The following is a 19,940-nucleotide window of genomic DNA, read 5'->3' on the forward strand; positions in this document are numbered from 1 at the left end:
GAAGACGGCGGTCTTCAGGAAGAACGCCGTCAATTTGACTATAGTTCTTTCTTTAATTGGTTATTGTACGTCACGACGTCCTTGAACCTGTGCTTGTGCTTTCGCAGCGATAGAATCCATTGCCTCTTGAGCGGTTTGCTGGCCTAACCAAACTTTATCGAGTGCTGGATTAACGATATCCATAATTTTATTAAAGTTTTTCACATAAGCGGTTGGTGTTGCATGGCTGTTGCTCAATACCATCTCAACGACCGCATCCTTGTAGCCCGATGGGCGAGAAGGCAGGTTTTCAGTCCATCTGGTTAGGTAAGATTCATCCGTGTACCACTCTTTATGAGATGGCATCCAAGTGCCGGCAGTTAGCAGCTCGATTGAAGCTTCTGGATCAATCAGTGCCTTCAAGAGCTCCCATGCTTCCTCCGGATGTTTCGTTGATTTAAACATCGAGAACATGCCAGAAACGACAGTCGTCATCGGCTGTTTCATCACGGGAAGCACGCCAACGTTAAAATTAAATTTGGATTGTGCCAAGCTTGTGCTTGCCCATTGACCATCAAATGCCATCGCTACTTTTTTGGTTTGCAGCGCAACGTTGGTGCCTGGTATATTTTTCGCTTGAACAGGTGACGGCGCTACATGATGAACATTAATAAGATCGGAAATCTTCTGAATAGCTTCAACAGCTTCAGGTTGGTTCAGAGCAAAGGTTTTGCCGTCCTCAGACAAGAAGTCTCCGCCATTTGAATAGATGAAGTTGCTGTATGCGCCCCACCAAGTTGGTACGTTGACTCCGAATTGTTTAATATTTTTAGGATCAAAGCCTTCTTCTGCCGCATTCTTGCCTTTGTTGTCAATCGTAAGTTTCTTCGAAACCTCTACGAACTGATCCCATGTCCACGCTTCAGAAGCTTTGGCTGGCGGAGGTGTTAAGCCTGCATCCTTAAATACATCTTCGTTATAAAATAAAGCAAAAGATTCTGGGCCAGGCGCAATACCGACTACATTGCCAGGCTCCGAGGAATACATAATGTTAGGAACGAGCCTATCCACAGTCAACTCCGTATCCTTATCAAGGAAATCCTGAAGGTTGACGAACTTGCCTTCTTCCGCTAAAGGAAAAGCGATCGTGCTGGACTCCATCATGGCAATATCCGGCTCATCGTTGCCAGCTACCATGGTCGTTAATTTCGTATCGTAATCCGCTGAAATGGCTTGGAAATCAACCTTAATATTGGTATGCTTAGCCTCAAAACTAGCGACTGCTTTCTTAAATGCTGCGATCTCATCAGGTGCGCCCCAAGCGGTAAGACGCAGTTTGATCGGATCTTTGGATACATTTTCACCGCTGCCTGTATTTTCGGTGTTGCTTGAGCCATTCGTTGCCCCAGCCTGAGAATTTTTGTTACCCGAATCAGACTTCGTGCAAGCCGATAATACGCTGATTGCCATAAGCAGCACAACTAAGAGAACGGAAACCGATTTCCATTGTCTTCTCATATTCGTAACGAGCCCCTTTCATTTATCCATCTCATTGGCTCATAGCTGCAGTCTATGATGGTTTTATTGTAATCGATAGATAACGCTTTCAAAACCCGAGTATTATTGGAATGGTGGACTATTATTAGGTATCGAGCGGAAGTCTTATCAGAATGCTGGTACCTGATCCTGGCACGGACCGAATCTCGATGCCGTATTCATCACCGTATGCCATCTGTAAACGGGAGATCGTATTTTTAATGCCGACCGACGAAGATTGTTTGTACAAAATCACCTTGATCATCTCTTCGTTTATTCCTCGTCCATTATCCTTAATCTCAAAAAAACGTTTTCCCTCTTCTGCCCAGCCGCGAATGAGGATAACGCCTCCCTCTTCCATCTGATTAAACCCGTGCAAGATAGCATTCTCAACAAACGGCTGAAACAGCAGCCTAGGCAGCTTATGATCATAAAGGATCGGATCAATTTCATAGTTAACGGTAAACTTGCCTTCGAACCGCGCAGACATAATATAAAAGTAGTTTTTCATCCATTCGATTTCCTCTGACAGATGAACGGCGCCCCATTCCTTCCGAGAAGTATAATGCAGCATATTGGACAAACAGACGAGCATCTTGCTTAGCTCCTTCTGATTATTTTCAATCGCTGTCCAATTCATAATATTGAGCGTGTTATACAGAAAATGAGGATTCATCTGCATATTGAGCGCGTGAATTTCTGCTTCCTTTTCCTTTAGCTTAATCTCATAGTTTTCTTTGACGAGCAGGTGAATCCGATCATTCATCCGGTTAAATCGCTGCATCAAGATGCCGAATTCGTCATTCGTGCTGACTTCCACGCGGGTTTGAAAATCGCCTTCGCCAACGGATCTCATCGCTCCGAGCAGCTTCTTAATCGGACCTGTGATGCGGCTTAATATAAAATAAGCAAATAAAAATGCGATTCCGCTCAATATAGCAGCTAACACAATCGTTGAGGTTCGAATAACAGGCACAAGGTTGCTTACCAATGCAGACTCCGGCGTTATTACGATCGACAACCATCCGGTTACGGTTGAGCGGTCAAAGCATATGATCATATTCTCGCCGTTCAGCTTCATTCGCTGAGTACCGCTTCCCGTCATGCGGAATGAATCCACCCAATTCTCGTTGAAGCTTTTTGTCACTTGTGACACATCACTGCCGGCAACTACCATATCGTTCGAATCTAATACCATATAGCGGGAACCGACTGGTATGCTCTTCTCAAACAGGGCATCCAGTACGGTCGATTTGAAGCTTATCGTAAGCACTGGACGCTCCACATTCGGATTCAGCTTAATTAATGTACTGTCTTCCATATGGGAGAAATTGAGCAAACGTGTGGCTGAATATAAATAGCGATAATCGATCATGCTCTTGGAAAGATAAGACTGATCAAACATCTCCGTAAAATCATAGGTAGGATACCAAATCATTTTTCCACCCGCATGCACAGCTTGCTTGTAAATATTTGAAAGTGTAGGATCTCCTTGCGGCATGTTTTGCGAATTGCCGAAGGTGAAGTAAGAAGTCCAAAGCTGATAGGCGTAAACATCGTCGTTTTGTGAAAAGTATTTGCTGAGAATAGTAGATACGCGTCGATCAGCTGCCAGCAGCTCCTCAGCCTTTGCTGGATTCAGCTGACTGAAAATTTGAAACAGATCCTTGTCTACAAACAAGGCCAAACTGTTCTGATCGACAACTTTGAGCTTCGTATCGATGACTTCATTATTTTTTTTGACGATCTCATAAACATTTTTTTGCGCTTGCTCCGTCACAACCTTAAGGCTTGTACGATAAAATAAAGTGCTTAACACAAGGAACGGCAAAGCAATTAGGATGATATAGCTGATGAACAACCGTGATCGAAATGTCATATTCATATCTCGTCTCTATTCGTTGTAAGGGATTTATGCTTATAAGCTTCCGGCGATAGACCATTCTGCTTCTTGAACACTCGGCAAAAATACTTCGTATCGCGATAGCCGCATTGCGCAGCTATATCATAAATTTTCAAATGGCCATCTCTGAGCAATTGTTTTGCCCGTCGCATCCGAGCCTCGGTAATATGGTCAGAAAAAGACTTTCCGGTACAGCTTTTAATCAATGTGCTGAAATAAGACGGATTAAAGGCAAACTGTTCAGCTGCCATCTCTAGTGTCAAATCCTCCATATAATTCTCTTGTATCCAGCTCAAGCACTGTTCCATAATAATCTCGTTTTTCCCTTGCTTCATGTTCCGTAACGCTTGGTGCAGATCATGAATTTGAGACTTCAAGAGAGTCAGCAGCTCACCATAACTATCGCATGCAGGTATTTCCGTTACGACCGTATTCGTGAGTACGCTTCCAAAGTTTCTTTCGACAACATCTCTTGTTCGGCTTTTAAGCTTCATAAGTGTGAGTGAGGCACACTCTTTAATAAGCTGCGGTTCCGTGTGGCCCTCGCCTGCCAGTTCTTGAAAGGCAGATCGGCACAGCAGGATGGCAGCCATTGGATCGTTATCCTGCAACGCTTCAAAAAGCCGCTCCCCATCTAAGTGAAAGGACTTGCTGGAGTGGTTCAGCTCATCATGAAATAGGACCCCTTGCCAGCAATCATGGAAATTATAATCACAGGCAGTTTGAGCCGTTCGGTAAGAATGTGGCAGCTGCTCTACTAAAGATAAACAGCTCGTCCCCATGCCATGAACAAGCCGGCCATACGGCAGCCACTCCTTGTTTAGTTCGCTAAATGCAAATCGAATCTCATCGCGTCTAAGCTGGAATGGGCTCGGCGTACGCACAATGGTAATCGCTTGGAATACATCTTCTCGAAGCGAATTAATAGAGAAGGTGCTGGCGTGACCGTAGTAGGACCCTAAATGCTCCAGCTGCTGCAGCAATGCAGGTGTGTAGAGGCTCTTATCCTCCTCAAGACGAATGGTGAGTTCAGAAAAGATAACTGTACCGCTTCCTTGCACAATATCGAGTGCTTCAAGCTCCACTTGCTCCGCTGCTGATAGATTGCCGCTTAACCATGACAAAAGCAGATTGTTCTGGTAGGCAGCGGAGGTTAGCTTAAGCCGATGCTGCAGTTTTTCGGAAGCTTCACTCTGCATGGACTCCGCCGCTAGTTGTGCATCAAGCCGCCCCAAAATATCCTCCACTTTATCTATATCAATCGGCTTCAACAAGTAGTCATAAGCGCCATGACGCAGAGCAGTTTGCGCATATTCAAATAAATTATAAGCCGATACCATAACTACCTTCGGTCGATGTTCCTTATCCTCAAGCCATTTCAATAAAGTCAATCCATCCATATTAGGCATCTGGATATCCGTCAGTACAATTTGCGGTTGATCCTGTTGAATGATATCGATAGCAGCTGCCCCATCCTTCGCTACTAATATTTCAGCTTTTGGCCGCATCGCACTAACTAATTTAGCCATTCCTCTGAGATGCCTTGGCTCATCGTCTACAATTAGTATTTTCAATCCGCTCACGCTCCATCTTCATGCGGTCGCTTTCACTCATTTATTGATGAATTTCCGCATTAGTTGTTAATTTAATAGCGAGTATAACACTAAATATCTGGTCTGTTGCAAAAAAATAATACATGATCCTATATATGTAATGAACGATCTCGTTGGAGTGACAGCATACAAAAAGGCCATCCTTTGCAGGATGACCATTGGTTTCAATGGATTCTTGTCGCCTTACTTAAGTCCATATCCTTTCCACATGCTCAAGCTTATTCAGATTAAATGTTAATTTATAAATATCTGGCTTCGAGGTCGTATTCCAAAAATCAAATCCAAACTTATTATCATAATGGTTCATAATGATCGTCATAATATTGCCATGGGTACCCAAAACAATGTTTTTACCTCGGTGCTCCTCCAGTATTCTCTCTATGGCAGGTATCGCTCTTTGTTGTGCGCTTCGAGTCGTTTCGCCGCCCTCCAAAGCAAAATCGATATCGATAAAAGATTTCCTTATCGCTTCATACAGAACGTCCCAAGTAGCCTTATAATCCAAACCCTTTATCGCTCTTTCCACCAGTTCTTCATACTCTACAATCGTCATCGCTTTCCGCTTTGCTAAATGCTCAATCGTCTGCACCGCTCTCGTGTAAGAGCTGGATGCCATAAAATGAATATCGACATCGCCCAGCACCTCTGCAACACGTTTTGCTTCTGAGAAACCCTCCTCCGAGAGCCCGCGCGTTCGTTCTCGTCCAAATTCAAAAGGCGATTCTGCGTGTCTAACCATATAAATGACCGTATTCATAGGTTTATCCTCCTTTAATGTTCAGATTACAAGCAGCTTTTATTTAAACGCTTGGCTAAGAAACAAGTCATGAATATCCGGATACGATTTACTCGATGGTGTGGGTGTCGCTTGTATGACGGATACAAATTGATGCTCAGGAATGACATTCACCTCTTGTCCGCCAAATCCGCGACATCCATATCCAGCTTGAGACAGCCACCACAAAAAACCATAGGACGGATAGGATGCGGTTATCGCTTGCTTCACAAACGCTGGAGAAACAATCTGTTTGCCATTAATACTGCCCTCTCCTAAAAATAGCAAACCTACCTTAGCCATATCTCTAGCAGACAAATCCGATTGTTCTTCACCCTTCATTACCGTATAGGAGAAACCGCATGGACTGCTCGGCCAAATTCCACTGGCGATATCGAGCGGTTTATACATTTCATGATAAATGAGATCGTAGGATGTGCTTCCATAGGCTTTGCCTATGACCGCTGATAACAACATGACATCCCATTCCTTATACTGAAAATTCATGCCAGGAACACTGTGCATGTCAATATCAGCGATATGCGATAGCCAGTCATTCGTACGCATCATTTGCTGCAGCATCGGACAATGGTAATGAACACCGCCATTCCAGTAAATTCCTGATGACATCGTTAGCAAATGCCGAATCGTAATCAGCTTATGATAGTGATGATTATGACCAGTAAAGGCGGGCAAATAATTGCCTATCGGTTCATCCAGATTATTAATCAAGCCTTTGTCCAAACAGATGCCTACAGCGATGGCTAAAATACTCTTCCATACTGATTTAATGGAATGACTCGTATTTTCATTACACTTATTGAAGTAACGTTCATAAACCAGTTTCCCGTTTTTCACAATGATCACGCTGTTTATGAGTCTATATCGCTTTTGCTTCACATAATCATCTATCTGCTCTAGAAGTTTAGCATCCATTCCCTCCGCCTCGGGAGTGGACAACTGCCATTCAAAGCTCATTTCAACACCTGCTTTATATATTTCCCGATGATGGAATGACTGTTCGACATTAGTTCAAGCGGCATGCCCTCTGCGATAATAGCTCCCCCATCACTTCCGCCACCAGGTCCCATTTCGATAATATAATCACAATTGGCAAGCACAGCTGGATCATGCTCAGTAATGATAATCGTATTGCCAGCATCTGCGAGCTGCTGCAGCAATGTCATCAGCCGCTCCGTATCTGAGAAAGAAAGGCCTGTCGTCGGTTCATCCAAAATATATACATTATCTTTCCCGCTTTGCCTGCACAGCTCCTTGGCGAGCTTAATCCGCTGCGCTTCACCGCCTGAAATAGATGGCGTCTTTTGGCCGAGCGTAATATAACTCATACCTACACTTTCGAGCGTACTGAGAGTGGCCGATATCATTTTGTCATACGCCATAGATTGTTTATTTCCAAAAAAAATGCTGGCCTCTGTGACACTCATCATCATAATTTCCTTAATGTTTTTCCCCTCAAGCCTTACACTTAGAGCCTCTTCAACAAATCCTGTTGCCCCGCACATATCGCACTCTACCTCTATGAAGTTGCCGAAGCCAACATAATGGTTTTTAAAACCTTCGCCCTTGCAGCCTCTACAGCCTCCTTCAGAATTAACGGTAAACAGACCAGCTGTATATCCTTTTTCCACCGCATCAGGTGTTTTGCTGAACAAAGTCCTGATTCGATCAAATATACCCGTATAGGTTGCTGGACAAGAGGTTTTGCTCCTTCCAATGGGCTTCTGATCCACCACTATACATTTTTTAATCTGCTCGATTCCAAGTAACGTCACCTCGTCTTGCAGCACAAGCTCGGTATCATCGTTGTCATATATGAACTTGCTTTGGAGTGACTGCTTAAGCTTTGGTACAAGTGTGTGCTGGATTAGGCTAGATTTGCCGCTGCCCGATACTCCCGCTATTCCTACCATCAGTCCAAGAGGTATCGTCACGGAGACATCCTGAAGATTATGTAGGCTCGCATGCTCCAGCCTAAGTACTTTGCTTGGATCGGCTAACTTATATTCTGTTTTGACATGCAAGGTTTTGGTGCCATTCAAATAAGGGGCTGTTCGCGATCGTTCACAAGCCATAAAATCAAGGTAGCTGCCTTGGAAAATAAGCTCTCCGCCTTGAACTCCCGCTTCGGGTCCAAGATCGACAATATAATCGGCAGCTTGCATAAATTTATGATCATGCTCTACGGCAACGACTGTGTTTCCTCGCTCCACTAAGCCTTGAATGATGCTTATCAGCATCTCCTTCTCTACTTCATGCAATCCGATTGTAGGCTCGTCGAATATAAAAATAATAGAATCCATATCCGCAATAATAAAAGACGCCAGAAACAGACGCTGAATTTCACCGCCTGAGAGCGTAGGAACTGGACGCGATAAAGAAAGATGATGAAGCCCTACATCGACCATACACTGAAGTTTCATGACCATTTCATCCAGTAAATTTTTGCTTGATACATTGGCGTGCTGCTTTTGCAAAAACGCAAGCAATTCGTTGATATACATATCCTCGAGCTCTTTAATCGTTTTCTCACCAATTGTGGTATGAATCGCCTGAAGGCCAAGACCTGTGCCTTTACATTTGGGGCATGGGATGGAATCCGCATTAATCCCCCATAAATTCACTTCTTTGTCTTTGCTCCCATGTCTCTTCACTTTGCTGGCCATATGTTTCATCATATCTGTAAAAACAACAACGGCGCCTACAAATCCACTCTTGCGGCAGCCATACTTGAAGGAATGAAAAACATCATCCGGCAAAACACCGATTTTGTCATTTATATCAATCTTGTATATTTCACAAAACTTTTTGAAGTTTCCTCTATGAAAACGATGCTTGACCAAAAAACCATCAAACACGTTTTTGATTTGTGTTTCCGGATTAAGAATCGCTTCTTCTTGAATCATCTGATGGCTTCCCGTACCAAGACACTTCACACACATTCCCTTAGGTGAGTTCCTCTGAAACAACTCCATGGAGAGCGGCAGCCCGTCATTGTAGGCAGGATCACGTTTGCCATACGTTGCAAACAAAATGGCAAGTAAATTTCCGATTTTTGTCCGCGTGCCTACTGTACTTCTAGGATTGGATTGCCGGACGATACGCTGCTCAATTGCTACCGCAGGGGACAAACCCGTTATTTTATCAAAAGAAGACACTGCATCAACCATATACTGCGTACCCGAGAACAATAGATAGCGCCGCTTTCCTTCTTCATATAACGTATCGAAAGCAAGACTCGATTTGCCGCTTCCCGATACGCCTGTTATGACTGTAAGCTTATTTTTCGGTATACGAACATTGATATCCTTGAGGTTATGCAGCCTTGCTCCTTCTATCTCTATGAACGCTTTCATGCATGCACTCCATTCTGGCATAGATCTCATACCCATAATTTACCGCACATACGTTCTTATGTAAATAGTTTACTAAAAAGGCTGCCTAATGGCAGCCTTCTCCTTTTAAAATAATGAATATCAGCTCGCCGATTCCACCTGAATAGTAATACTGCTAAATAACTTATCTTGAATGTATACGTTTAGCCGCCACATGCCGGCTTCGGGCAGTACCATCGATGATGGAATAACCGCGTCTGCCCCATTCAGTGGAGAGCCCACACTGCGCGCAGAGAAAACTTCAATCTCCTGCGTGGTGCCTTCTTTTACGCCCATAACGTTAAAGCTGCCCGTGAGTTCCTTCTTGCTCCCCCAGAAATACCACATGTACTTATTTCCTTTCCCCGCAACAATCGGCTGCTCGTCGAGGATCAATCCTTGCTCATTTTGATAAGGGCCTATAAGAAATCCCACCTTGTCTTTCTCGCCAGCAAGCACATAGTTGTGAGGCATTCCATCGTTGCCTGTATACGGCAATTTGAACGTAGATGTGCTTATCCATGGCGAAGGCTCCTGCACTGCCAAAATAAAGTCACCGTAAAATTGTTCATTCAGCTTGACCTCGAATGTCCATGTTCCGCCCAGCGGCAGGCTAAAGCTGGTTGTAAAACGTTGCAACGTCTCATACCCTGAGCTCGGCTCTGTAATGGTCACAGGGGACATAACGGTCAACCGTTTTCCCGATTGCGCATGATAACCTTCAATAGAAATGTTTTTGCCAAGAAAAACATCAATGGGCTGCGTGAAATGGAGAACATAGCCTTGCATGACACCTGCAACCACATTTTCTTCAGGAAATATTTGAAATATCATTTGGCCGTTCTTCCTGTATTCCGTTCGAATCTCCTCTACCCTGCTGCTTCCATTTGTTCCGACGATTTGTGAAGGGCTCGTAAACAGCTTGCTCAAATCTGTGGCAAACAGCATATAGACAAGGACGGCTGCGATTGCACTCAGTGCTCCCAGACGAGCAATATAAGACTTTTTCTTCGGTTTATCATTGGCCCTATAAACAATTTTCTCCTTCAATTGCTCAGTGAAGCGAGGATTCACAAACGGGGAGCGGCTAAGCGCTTCTTCCCACTGTTCTGGCTCCTTCATATGATGTTTCCTCCTTTTGAATCACTTTGCAGTAAACTTGTCATTTTTTTGCGTGCGCGGTGCAGCCTCGATTTAACCGTCCCTTCCGCTATTTGCAGCAAACTTGCCATTTCTTGCATGGATAATTGATAATGAATTTCCAGTATGAGGACTTCTCGGTAGCGCAGCGGAAGCTTCATAACGGTGTTCCAAATATATTTAGTTTCCATAAGGTCAAAAACTTCTGCTTCCGCTGATCTGGATGTTTCCCTTCTTGTTACGAAATCCATCACAATGACCTTAGAAAAATAAGCACTTCTTTTGTACTTATACGTTTTGTTTCGTGTAATGGCAAGCAGCCAGCTCTTCATACTGGCTTCGCCTCGAAATGTATGCAGCTTCTCATATACTGTCAAAAAAACATCCTGACAAATGTCATCTGCCGCATCGGCATTCCGAATTAAAAAGAATGCAAAATTCCAAACGTCGTTGCCATGTGCATTCATCAAATCAATCAATACGGCATCCGTTTCAAATCCTTTTGCCAAATACTTCACATATTCGAGCTCCACCTCATCACCTCTCTAATTAAGAAGACCCTTCTGCGTTCCTAAAGTTCCCGAATAGATGAGGATAGGACATCCATTTATGATAGTCAAAAGCCGGTCCCTTAATTTCGAGTAAGCAAAAGAAATATCGGTACAATTCACGCACCTCTAATAAATCAGGGAAACGCAGCACTTCAGCATAACCTCTGCGGAAATGATGAGCTCCCGCCTCATCCAACGAGCATTCAATCGCTATTAAATCCATTTCACGAGGACCTAGCACATAAGCTTCTGTATCAACGATTGCGCTAACACGTTCTCCATTTGATAGAAACTGCCTCGGATCCATATCAAGCATGATGCATGAGGCATACGTTGGTACCGACATATTTTCAGCTAATGAACAGTGGTGATCAAGAGATTCGTGGATTGCCGCATTTTCCTTGTAATAACGAGCTGCCAACACCCTTAAAGCGTCTGCTAGCATGTGAGGGAAATCCGCTAATGCATGCCGAACTGAGCCATTTAGAGAACCCCATTCCTTAACTTTATGGGAATGGATCTCCGCAATCGACCTGCCGAAATCCTCCATCAGCATCGCGGATTTATTTTGAAATGACAATGGAATTCCGTTTATTTTTTCAACCGAAATCACTTGTCTTCCATCGATCACGGCCTTGCCAAGTACACTGGGAATAGCGATATTGCTTGTCAATCGTGAAAGATATTGATTAATAATCTCCATATCAAACGTCTCGCTTAATTGTTTCCCGAACAAATTGCTGCATGCCCATACAAAAGGAGCATCAACGGTCTCATCTACGCCAGATGATCGAACAACGTAATCCCCTGCTTCCGTAATGACTAGAAACACGTCACTAGCAAAGCCACCCAGAGTGGACTGTGACATAATAGGTTCAGAAAATAATGACTGTAGGTTCATGCTGTACCTCCCATCCAAGATAATCAAATTTTTACATATTATCATTCAAAAATATAGACTTATAATTACGGCTCTGTTATGATGTTGAATAAGGTCTTTATAAAATTCCCGACTCCTAAAAACATCAAAGGACTGCTTAAAAAGTACATTTCCCGGCTTTTATTAAACGGGAATACCTTTATAAGCAGTCCTTTTTATTTCAACAGTTATTAGTAGGCAAGAACAGATTCACCGCTAATGATGGTTCCATTGTTTCCGCCTTCACAAATTTCTTTCATGGATCCGGGCTTGTCGAAGTTGAACACATGCATAGGCAAATGATAGTCTCTAGCCAATATAAAGGCTGACTGATCCATTACCTTCAAATTATATTGTAAAACATCATTGTAATGAAGAGATTTGAACCGCTTCGCATCGGCATCGTATTTAGGATCGGCATTAAAAATGCCATCTACGCCTTGTTTTGCAACCAAAAGCGCCTCACTATTCACTTCAATGGCCCTTTGTACCGAAGGATAATCCGTTGTCACGTAGGGTTGACCGTTGCCTCCAGCAAATATGACGATATAACCTTGCTCCAAATGGTGGATTGCACGCAGTCTGATGTATGGCTCGGCGACCGAAGTAATCGGTATCGCTGTCATGACGCGAACTTCTTTGTCTGTTTTAGCTTTCAGAACCCCACGAAGCATCAAACTATTAATGACGGTTGCAAGTGTTCCGATGTTGTCTGCTTCCGCTCGTTCGATTCCCCAGCTTTCCGCCATATTGCCGCGAAATATATTCCCCCCGCCAATAACGAGCGACACCTCAACACCTAAACGGACCACGGATATAATTTCATTCGCAATGTAATTTAACCGTTCAGGCTCAAAACCGAATTCAGCATTTCCTGCTACTGCCCCGCCGCTAAGCTTAATAAGAACCCTCTTGTACCTCATTCGCCGTTACACCTCCATAGGATAAAAAAAAACACTAAAGCAATAGATGCTTTAGTGTAAAAGTGAAATGGGAATATGAAAAACACATTTGGTTATCGCACCCCTGTACTTGATCCTCATATTCCCACTCCTTCCATTTATTAATTCTCACATATTTTATACTGAGTACGAGCAAAAAAGCAACTACTCCTTAGCAGCAAACATTTTTACTCCACTTTTGTCGCATGCTTCTGAGCAAGAAGCGACAGCTCAGCTGCTTTGAAAGCATGCTCCTGCGTCATTGCAAGCTCAGTGCCGTTCAAGCAATCGAGAATGAGCTGGCCAAAATAAGGGAAGCCGACTTTGCCGCGAAGCTGAATATGCTGCTCGCCATCTGCGTTTACCAAATAAAGCTGGTCTCCGTCCTTATCTTTAGCGATATCAATGTACTTCCTCATCTCGATGTAGCCTTCAGTTCCGAGAATCATAGTACGGCCGTCGCCCCATGTTCCAAGACCGCTTGGTGTTAGCCAATCGACACGGAAGTAGCCGGTTGCCCCATTCTCGCCAACAAGCGTCATATCTCCAAAATCCTCAAGCTCTGGATACTCCTTATTGGCATAGTTGGCCACCTTGCTGTTTACAACATTGGCATTCTGATTGCCTGTAAAATATAGAAATTGTTCAATTTGATGCGATCCGATATCACAAATGATGCCGCCATACTTTTCCTTCTCAAAAAACCATGACGGGCGGGAGGCAGCGTTCAAACGATGCGGCCCTAGTCCAATGACTTGAACAACACGTCCAATTGCACCTTGTTCGATCAATTGACCCGCATAAACCGCGCATTCCACATGTAATCTCTCGCTGTAATATACTGCGTATTTTTTTCCTGTATCTGCGTATGCAGCGCGAGCGTCTGCGAGCTGTTCAAGCGTTGTAAATGGCGCTTTATCGGTAAAATAATGTTTGCCGCTCTGCATGACGCGAACGCCTAGCGGTCCGCGCTCTGATGTTACCGCTGCAGCTGCAACCAGCTGCACCTCATCATCGGAGAGCACCTGCTCTTCCGACTCAGCTGCCCGCACCTGCGGATATTGACGGATAAATGCTTCAACCTTAGCGTGGTCAGCGTCGTATACCCATTTTAAAGTGGCGCCCGCTTCCACAAGTCCGTTGCACATGCCATAAATATGACCGTGATCAAGACTAACAGCGGCGATTACGAATTGCCCATCCTCAACTACTCTATTCGGCTTTCCCTTTGGCGCATATTTCATGCCATCTGCATTACTCATCGATCTAGTCCTCCTTCTGATAGGCTGAGCTTGCGATTTTCTCTTGCAGATGCTTATAGAACAACTCCTCATCAATCGGCAAATCTACCCAACCATCCGTCCATGTCGAAAGCAGCATCGCATTCGAGAGCATAAGCCCTTTGATGCCTTCCTCACCTGGAGCAATCAATGGTTCATTGAAGAGAATCGCATTCACCCAGTTTTGTGTAATGCCTTTATGATCAGGGTTGCTGCCATGAATTGGAATTTCACATTTCCAGCATTCCGGCTGACCGAAGCCGCCTTTGAACTGCTTGTTGAATTCCGGCTCAGGAACCGTTAGACGCCAGAATGTTAATTGGTTATTTTCAATTACAATTTTACCGCGATCACCGCTCACTTCCAGTCTGTTCGTTCCTGGCGCTTCGCCAGTCGTCGTCACGAACACTCCAGTAGCTCCGTTCTCGTACTCAACGAATGCGGTTACATCATCCTCAACCTCGATGTCACGATGCTTGCCGAAGTAGCAGAAAGCACGGACGCGCTTTGGCATCATACTGATTGTCCATTGCCACAAATCGAGCTGATGCGGATCTTGGTTTAGCAGCACTCCGCCGCCTTCACCAGCCCAAGTTGCACGCCAAGTACCGGAGTCATAATAGCTTTGAGAGCGATACCAATTGGTTATAATCCAATTGGTTCTTCTTATTTCACCTAGCTCGCCGTTATCTATCAATTCTTTCAGCTTCACGTATATCGGATTTGTCCGTTGGTTATACATCATGCTGAATTTCACATTTGTTTGGCTGGCTGCGTCATTCATCTCGCGAACCTGCTTCGTATAAACACCTGCCGGCTTCTCGCAAAGCACATGCAGACCACGCTTAAAGCAAGCAATAGAAAGCTCTGGATGGGAGAAATGCGGCGTCGCAATGAGCACTCCGTCAACAAGTCCAGAGTCCATCATTTCATAAGGATCCTCATATAATCCGACTTGATCGCCAAGCTTTTCTTTTGCCCACGCAAGATTTGCTTGTACACAATCACTAACTGCGGTTATTTCAACTCCACTGACTTCACTTTTTAATAAGTAGCCAATATGACCCTTGCCCATATTTCCTAGTCCGATAATTCCCAAACGAACGATCTGCATCCGAATACCGCCCCTTTATTTACAATGTTATAATAGCAGTTGCTTTCACAATCGTTTTGCCTGCCTATATGGTAACATTTTGGGATGCAGTGGGCTTCATTCGCATTAACTTGTTTACGCTTTTATTTGACTGTGGTTGGTGTATAATGATGGTATTTATGAGTGGAGGCGAAAGGATGAGCAAGCAGCAACAAATCAAATTACCGTTCACAATGGGAACCAGCTCTGATTTTAATGCTCATATTCCCTATCATAGTCACTTTCATTACGAAATCTATTATTTCCATGGCGGCAAAGTAAACTATCTTATTAATGACCGCATCTATGTTCTGGAGCCTGGCGACTTGCTGCTTATGCACGGGATGACACTGCACCGGGCACATGTCGATCCAAGCGCAGTTTACCACCGGTCGATCCTACATTTTGATCCGTATTACTTCAAGCAATTTATTCAGCCTTCATTTGCAGCGGACCTGCTCGAGCCCTTCGAGAAGCTTCAAAATATACGTTTGCAGCTGAGGGGCAATGAGAAAGCGGAAATAGAAGCTAGTCTTCATAAGCTTGAACAGCTTTACGTACTTCAGGACAGCTTCTCCATTCAGCGATTTCAAGCTTTAATGCTTGATTTTCTTATTCAGATCAATCAGCTTTGCCAGAAGCCGCTGAAGGATAAGCCAACCTTTCCAACCTCCAAAGAACGCCATGTTCAAGCAATCATCTCCTATTTGGAGTGCCATTATAATGATGATATTACGCTAGAGGCGATTCAAGCTGAGCTGCACTTAAGCAAATACTATTTGGCTAAAACATTCAAAGAGGTTACTGGATTTACAATCTTCCAGTTTCTCATGCAGCGTAGAATCTATCAGGCCAAAATCGAGCTTATCAACACCATTCACCCCATTACCGACATTGGTTATGATGTTGGTTTTAAGCATCCCTCTCATTTCAGCCGCGCTTTCAAGCTGCATACCGACCTTACACCCGAACAATATCGCAAGCAAAATCATGTCTCTTCCGATCAACTGTAAACCGCTTCATTCCAAATTTGTGGATTGAAGCTCTTGACCTATTTAGTTGTTAAGCGTATTATTGTCATGACAACTAAATGAAAATAGCAGGTGAAAGCAATGGAAATTATACAATCAGTAGGCTATATGCTCAGCAATACAGGCCGTAAACTAAACCTTCGGCTGCATCAGCTTTTTCAAGATTATGACGTTACGCCTGAACAATGGTCGCTGCTCATGTATCTTGATGAGCACGATGGCATGACTCATAAAGATTTGGCACAGCGCTCCGACAAGGACCCCGCTAACATTACACGGCTTGTTGACCAGCTTGAACGAAAAGCGCTTGTCCGACGTGTCGCCAATCCGAATGACCGCCGATCACAGCTGCTTTATTTAACCGCTAATGGCAGAACATGCTCTAATGAACTGGCACCTATCGAAGAAAAATTTGTTGCACAGCTGTTGACAGATATTTCGGAAGACGAAATTCAATCATTCAAAAAATTTATCGCCAAAATAACTAAAAACGCAGAACTGAACCACGAATCAAACACAAAGACGAGTGAATGATCGGCGAACATCTGAGAGGGGAAACTATAATGAATACGAATAAACTATGGAGCGCCGACTTCATTAAAATATGTTTAAGCAGCTTTTTTCTATTTTTTGCTTTTTATACATTAGCAACAGCGTTGTCCGTTTATGTGACCAATGGGCTTGGAGGATCTGACACGCAAGCCGGATTATCGATGACTGTTTTCGTTATCGCCTCAGTACTGCTTCGGCCCTTCGCTGGCCAATTGATGACCCGTTATGGGGAACGGAAGATCGTTATTATTTCATTGCTGCTGTTTCTATTGTTTTCGATCGCATACTTAGGTGTTTTTGGCTACGCGATGCTGCTGCTGGTTCGTTTTTTTCATGGCGGCACGTTCGCTATCGCAACTACCTCTACAAATACGACTGCAATCGGAATCATACCCGAGCATCGCAAAGGAGAGGGAATAAGTTACTTCAGCTTATTTATGAGCCTCGCGATGGTCATCGGCCCTTTCGTTGGCTTAACGATAACAACGCATGGCGGCTTTACAGCGATGTTCGCATTATGCGCGGTGTGCGCGCTCATCTCCTTCATCCTAGGCGCTTCAACAGCCAAGAAATCTGCCGCTGCCAAAGCTGAACAACCGATCATAAAAACGAAGAGCAAGCTGCATTGGCGCGATCTTGTAGAGAAGAAAGCTGTTCCCATTGCACTTAGCGGGTTTGTAGTCGCGTTCGCCTACAGCGGGCTCGTAACGTTTATGTCGGTTTATGCTCATGAACAGGCTATTGATCAATATGCCAGCTATTTCTTCGTGTGCTTCGGCATTATGATTGTATTGCCTCGTCCGCTTGTCGGTAAATTGCTTGATCGTGTAGGAGAACATGTCATTGTATATCCCAGCATCGTTATATTTGCCATCGGCATGCTGCTGCTTAGCCAAGCAAGCTCGCCCGTTATTCTGCTTGTTTCCGGTGCTGTCATTGGCCTCGGATACGGAGCCCTGCTGCCTTGCTTTCAGACCATAGCCGTGCTTGCTGCTCCGGCTCATCGCAGAGGGCTCGCTACAGCAACGTTTTATTTGCTGTTCGACCTTGGATATGGCATTGGATCCTACACGCTTGGCTCCTTGGCTTCAAGCTACGGGTACAGCGTTATGTATATACTTTGTGCCATTATAATTGCCTTATCTTCCGTCATTTATTTCACACTTCACCATAAACGTAAAAGATTGTTGGCTATATCAGATGATAACGCCTATAGCTCATCCTAGGCCTATCGTTAGCTGATCCTCAACAGGCAGCATAATTTCCACGACTGTTCCTTCGTTCATCACACTGCTAATTTGAAGCGTACCCTTGTGCGCTTCAATAATGCGGTTGCTGATCATTATGCCAAGCCCAGTCCCTTTTTCTTTCGTTGTCAGAAAAGGTTCGCCGATTTTCGAAATAAGCTCCTCCGGTATACCTGGACCGCCATCTATAATTCGGATATGAGCAAAGCCATCCTCCAAGCTTGCAACCGTCACAACAACTTCGCCGCCCTGCGGCATTGCCTCTAACGCGTTTTTAATAATATTCAAAAAAACCTGCTTAAGCTGGTCCACATTACAAAATATACTCGGCCGTGTATGGTCAAAACAAACCTTCAACTCCACATTTATAAGAATAGCTTGTGTTTCCAGCAAAGATAATACACTTTGCAGTATCGGCTCTAGAGGTTCGCTGCGATAGTTCGCGAAATGCGGCTTCGCTAACGTCATAAACTCATTTACGATTAAAGTAATACGGTCAATTTCATTAGCCATAATAGAAAAATAATGCGGATTCTCTGGGTATTTACTGCTTAATAGCTGTGTAAAGCCCTTTAGCGCTGTTAATGGATTTCGAATTTCATGCGCTACTCCTGCGGCAAGCTGACCAATTGCCGACAGCTTCTCCGAACGAATAAGAACCTCCTCCGAGCGTTTGCGGTCGGTCAAATCACGAATCACACTGAGCATGACATCCTTGCCCAAATAATTGTTAATTCGGATACTTGAAACTTCCACATCCAGTAATTTTCCGTCCGTACGAATAAGAACACGTTCCTCAAAAGGTGTTGCCTCGTCCGTCGACATAATGAGATGCATTTTCTCAAGCGTTAATGCATGGTGGCTCTGATGAATAAATTCGAACACACTTGTTCCGATTATCTTTGCTTCCGATTCAATTCCTAGCACTTCCAAAGCTAGCTTGTTCGCGTAAAGCACGATCCCATGATCACTCATAACGATCGGCTCGGGAACAAACTTTATAATTTTTTGATACAACTTGGCATTTTCCATTAACAATTTTTCTTTTTCACGTTTAGGTGTAACGTCTTGAACTGTTCCAAGCAAGGACAGTTCTCCATTGAACATAATAACTGTACTGTTTCCCTCCAAATAGATGCGGCTGCCGTCTTTTTTTATTCCTTTACTTTTGATAGGGAATTGACTTAATCCAATACCCATTCCACGTAAAATCTTGCTTTTGTGAGTATTGATTTCATCCTGATCCATCAAATCGTTTATCGAGATGGCGTACATCTCCTCTACCGTATAACCATACATCTCCGCTAGATACGGGTTGGCATAAACAATCTTATCCCTTAGCCCTACGAATACACCTGCTACAACGTTTTCCATCAAGCTTTTATATAAATATTCCTTCTCGAGCAAGGAGGCTTCCATTCGCTTCTGCTTGGTTATATCATGAATAATAAGCTGGACCGCATTTTTACCATCAAATTTCACAGCTACTGCTCTCATTTCAACCTCTATCACTTGCTGATCCAGACGAAGCAGCTCGTAATAGGTAAACGTAGAAGGATTAGCCTCTAGAATCAAATAGTTGATCATAGCTGGAAACCGCTCCATAAACTCGGGATGTATGAATTTGTTTATGGGGTCTCCAATAATATCATCGAAATTGCTAATGCCCAGCATAGTTAGCATTGCTTGATTAGCAAAAACAATATTATCTTCTAACACAACAATAAGCCCGTCAGGAAGCATATGAACTAAATGCTGATATCTCTCTTCGCTTTCCCTCAATTGTTCATTAACCTCGACGATTTTAATCCCCTCATCTCATCTCATTTCAACAAGCAGCTTCATCCTGTTGATTACTTTCAACATCTTCAGCCTTCTTCCTGCTCAACTTCAATTTTAAAATACAAAAAAACATTGCCGCCAGCAAATGTATCGATTAGCGGCAA

General features: G+C 43.9%; 16 protein-coding genes. 3 read left to right on the top strand and 13 right to left on the bottom strand.

Going from position 1 to position 19,940, the window contains the following annotated elements; all coding sequences use genetic code 11:
* Positions 1-60: 60 nt before the first annotated feature.
* The 12 genes from AB4Z50_RS12215 to AB4Z50_RS12270 form a co-directional block, all read right to left on the bottom strand.
* Positions 61-1,497 (bottom strand): ABC transporter substrate-binding protein, encoded by a 1,437-nt coding sequence (locus tag AB4Z50_RS12215; RefSeq protein WP_441879157.1) that lies wholly within the window; start codon positions 1,495-1,497, stop codon positions 61-63.
* Positions 1,498-1,621: 124 nt separating this feature from the next.
* Positions 1,622-3,394: a sensor histidine kinase gene (locus AB4Z50_RS12220; protein ID WP_441879159.1), complete on the bottom strand. Its 1,773-nt coding sequence runs from the start codon at positions 3,392-3,394 to the stop codon at positions 1,622-1,624.
* A 2-nt stretch (positions 3,395-3,396) separates the two neighbouring features.
* The gene (locus AB4Z50_RS12225) at positions 3,397-4,992 is read right to left on the bottom strand and encodes a response regulator transcription factor (RefSeq protein WP_441879161.1); all 1,596 of its coding nucleotides are present in this window, start codon (positions 4,990-4,992) and stop codon (positions 3,397-3,399) included.
* A gap of 226 nt (positions 4,993-5,218) precedes the next feature.
* Entirely contained in the window at positions 5,219-5,788 is a 570-nt protein-coding gene (locus AB4Z50_RS12230) for a histidine phosphatase family protein (RefSeq protein ID WP_441879163.1), read from the bottom strand.
* A 39-nt stretch (positions 5,789-5,827) separates the two neighbouring features.
* Positions 5,828-6,784: a serine hydrolase domain-containing protein gene (locus AB4Z50_RS12235; RefSeq protein ID WP_441879165.1), complete on the bottom strand. Its 957-nt coding sequence runs from the start codon at positions 6,782-6,784 to the stop codon at positions 5,828-5,830.
* Complete coding sequence (locus AB4Z50_RS12240; RefSeq protein WP_441879167.1) at positions 6,781-9,183, bottom strand: ATP-binding cassette domain-containing protein; 2,403 nt, start codon at positions 9,181-9,183, stop codon at positions 6,781-6,783. Before AB4Z50_RS12240 ends, AB4Z50_RS12235 begins: the two co-directional genes overlap by 4 nt.
* Before the next feature lie 120 nt (positions 9,184-9,303).
* Entirely contained in the window at positions 9,304-10,323 is a 1,020-nt protein-coding gene (locus AB4Z50_RS12245) for a DUF4871 domain-containing protein (RefSeq protein WP_441879169.1), read from the bottom strand.
* A complete protein-coding gene (locus AB4Z50_RS12250) occupies positions 10,320-10,874 on the bottom strand; it encodes a sigma-70 family RNA polymerase sigma factor (RefSeq protein WP_339207584.1) in 555 nt (184 codons plus the stop codon). The genes AB4Z50_RS12245 and AB4Z50_RS12250 overlap by 4 nt, the downstream gene beginning before the upstream one ends.
* Positions 10,875-10,890: 16 nt before the next feature.
* Positions 10,891-11,793 (bottom strand): phosphotransferase, encoded by a 903-nt coding sequence (locus AB4Z50_RS12255; RefSeq protein WP_441879172.1) that lies wholly within the window; start codon positions 11,791-11,793, stop codon positions 10,891-10,893.
* Positions 11,794-12,002: 209 nt separating this feature from the next.
* Complete coding sequence (gene pyrH / locus AB4Z50_RS12260) at positions 12,003-12,734, bottom strand: UMP kinase (protein ID WP_339207582.1); 732 nt, start codon at positions 12,732-12,734, stop codon at positions 12,003-12,005.
* A gap of 206 nt (positions 12,735-12,940) precedes the next feature.
* Positions 12,941-14,014, bottom strand: coding sequence for a Gfo/Idh/MocA family protein (locus tag AB4Z50_RS12265; RefSeq protein WP_430057509.1), 1,074 nt, complete (start codon positions 14,012-14,014; stop codon positions 12,941-12,943).
* A gap of 4 nt (positions 14,015-14,018) precedes the next feature.
* Complete coding sequence (locus AB4Z50_RS12270; RefSeq protein WP_441879175.1) at positions 14,019-15,146, bottom strand: Gfo/Idh/MocA family protein; 1,128 nt, start codon at positions 15,144-15,146, stop codon at positions 14,019-14,021.
* A 176-nt stretch (positions 15,147-15,322) separates the two neighbouring features.
* On the opposite strand from AB4Z50_RS12270, the gene AB4Z50_RS12275 reads away from it, so the two are divergent.
* The 3 genes from AB4Z50_RS12275 (at position 15,323) to AB4Z50_RS12285 (ending at position 17,973) form a co-directional block, all read left to right on the top strand.
* Positions 15,323-16,177 (top strand): helix-turn-helix transcriptional regulator, encoded by an 855-nt coding sequence (locus tag AB4Z50_RS12275; RefSeq protein WP_339207579.1) that lies wholly within the window; start codon positions 15,323-15,325, stop codon positions 16,175-16,177.
* 99 nt (positions 16,178-16,276) lie between these two features.
* Complete coding sequence (locus tag AB4Z50_RS12280; protein ID WP_441879177.1) at positions 16,277-16,729, top strand: MarR family winged helix-turn-helix transcriptional regulator; 453 nt, start codon at positions 16,277-16,279, stop codon at positions 16,727-16,729.
* Between the two features lie 29 nt (positions 16,730-16,758).
* Positions 16,759-17,973, top strand: coding sequence for an MFS transporter (locus AB4Z50_RS12285; protein WP_441879179.1), 1,215 nt, complete (start codon positions 16,759-16,761; stop codon positions 17,971-17,973).
* Here the strand turns inward: AB4Z50_RS12285 and AB4Z50_RS12290 are convergent.
* Positions 17,965-19,776 carry a PAS domain S-box protein gene (locus AB4Z50_RS12290; protein WP_441879181.1) on the bottom strand — a complete coding sequence of 604 codons (1,812 nt, stop codon included), beginning with the start codon at positions 19,774-19,776 and terminating at the stop codon, positions 17,965-17,967. The genes AB4Z50_RS12285 and AB4Z50_RS12290 overlap by 9 nt on opposite strands.
* Positions 19,777-19,940: the final 164 nt, after the last annotated feature.

It is taken from the genome of Paenibacillus sp. 2TAB26, from assembly GCF_052115145.1.
GTDB lineage: Bacteria > Bacillota > Bacilli > Paenibacillales > Paenibacillaceae > Pristimantibacillus.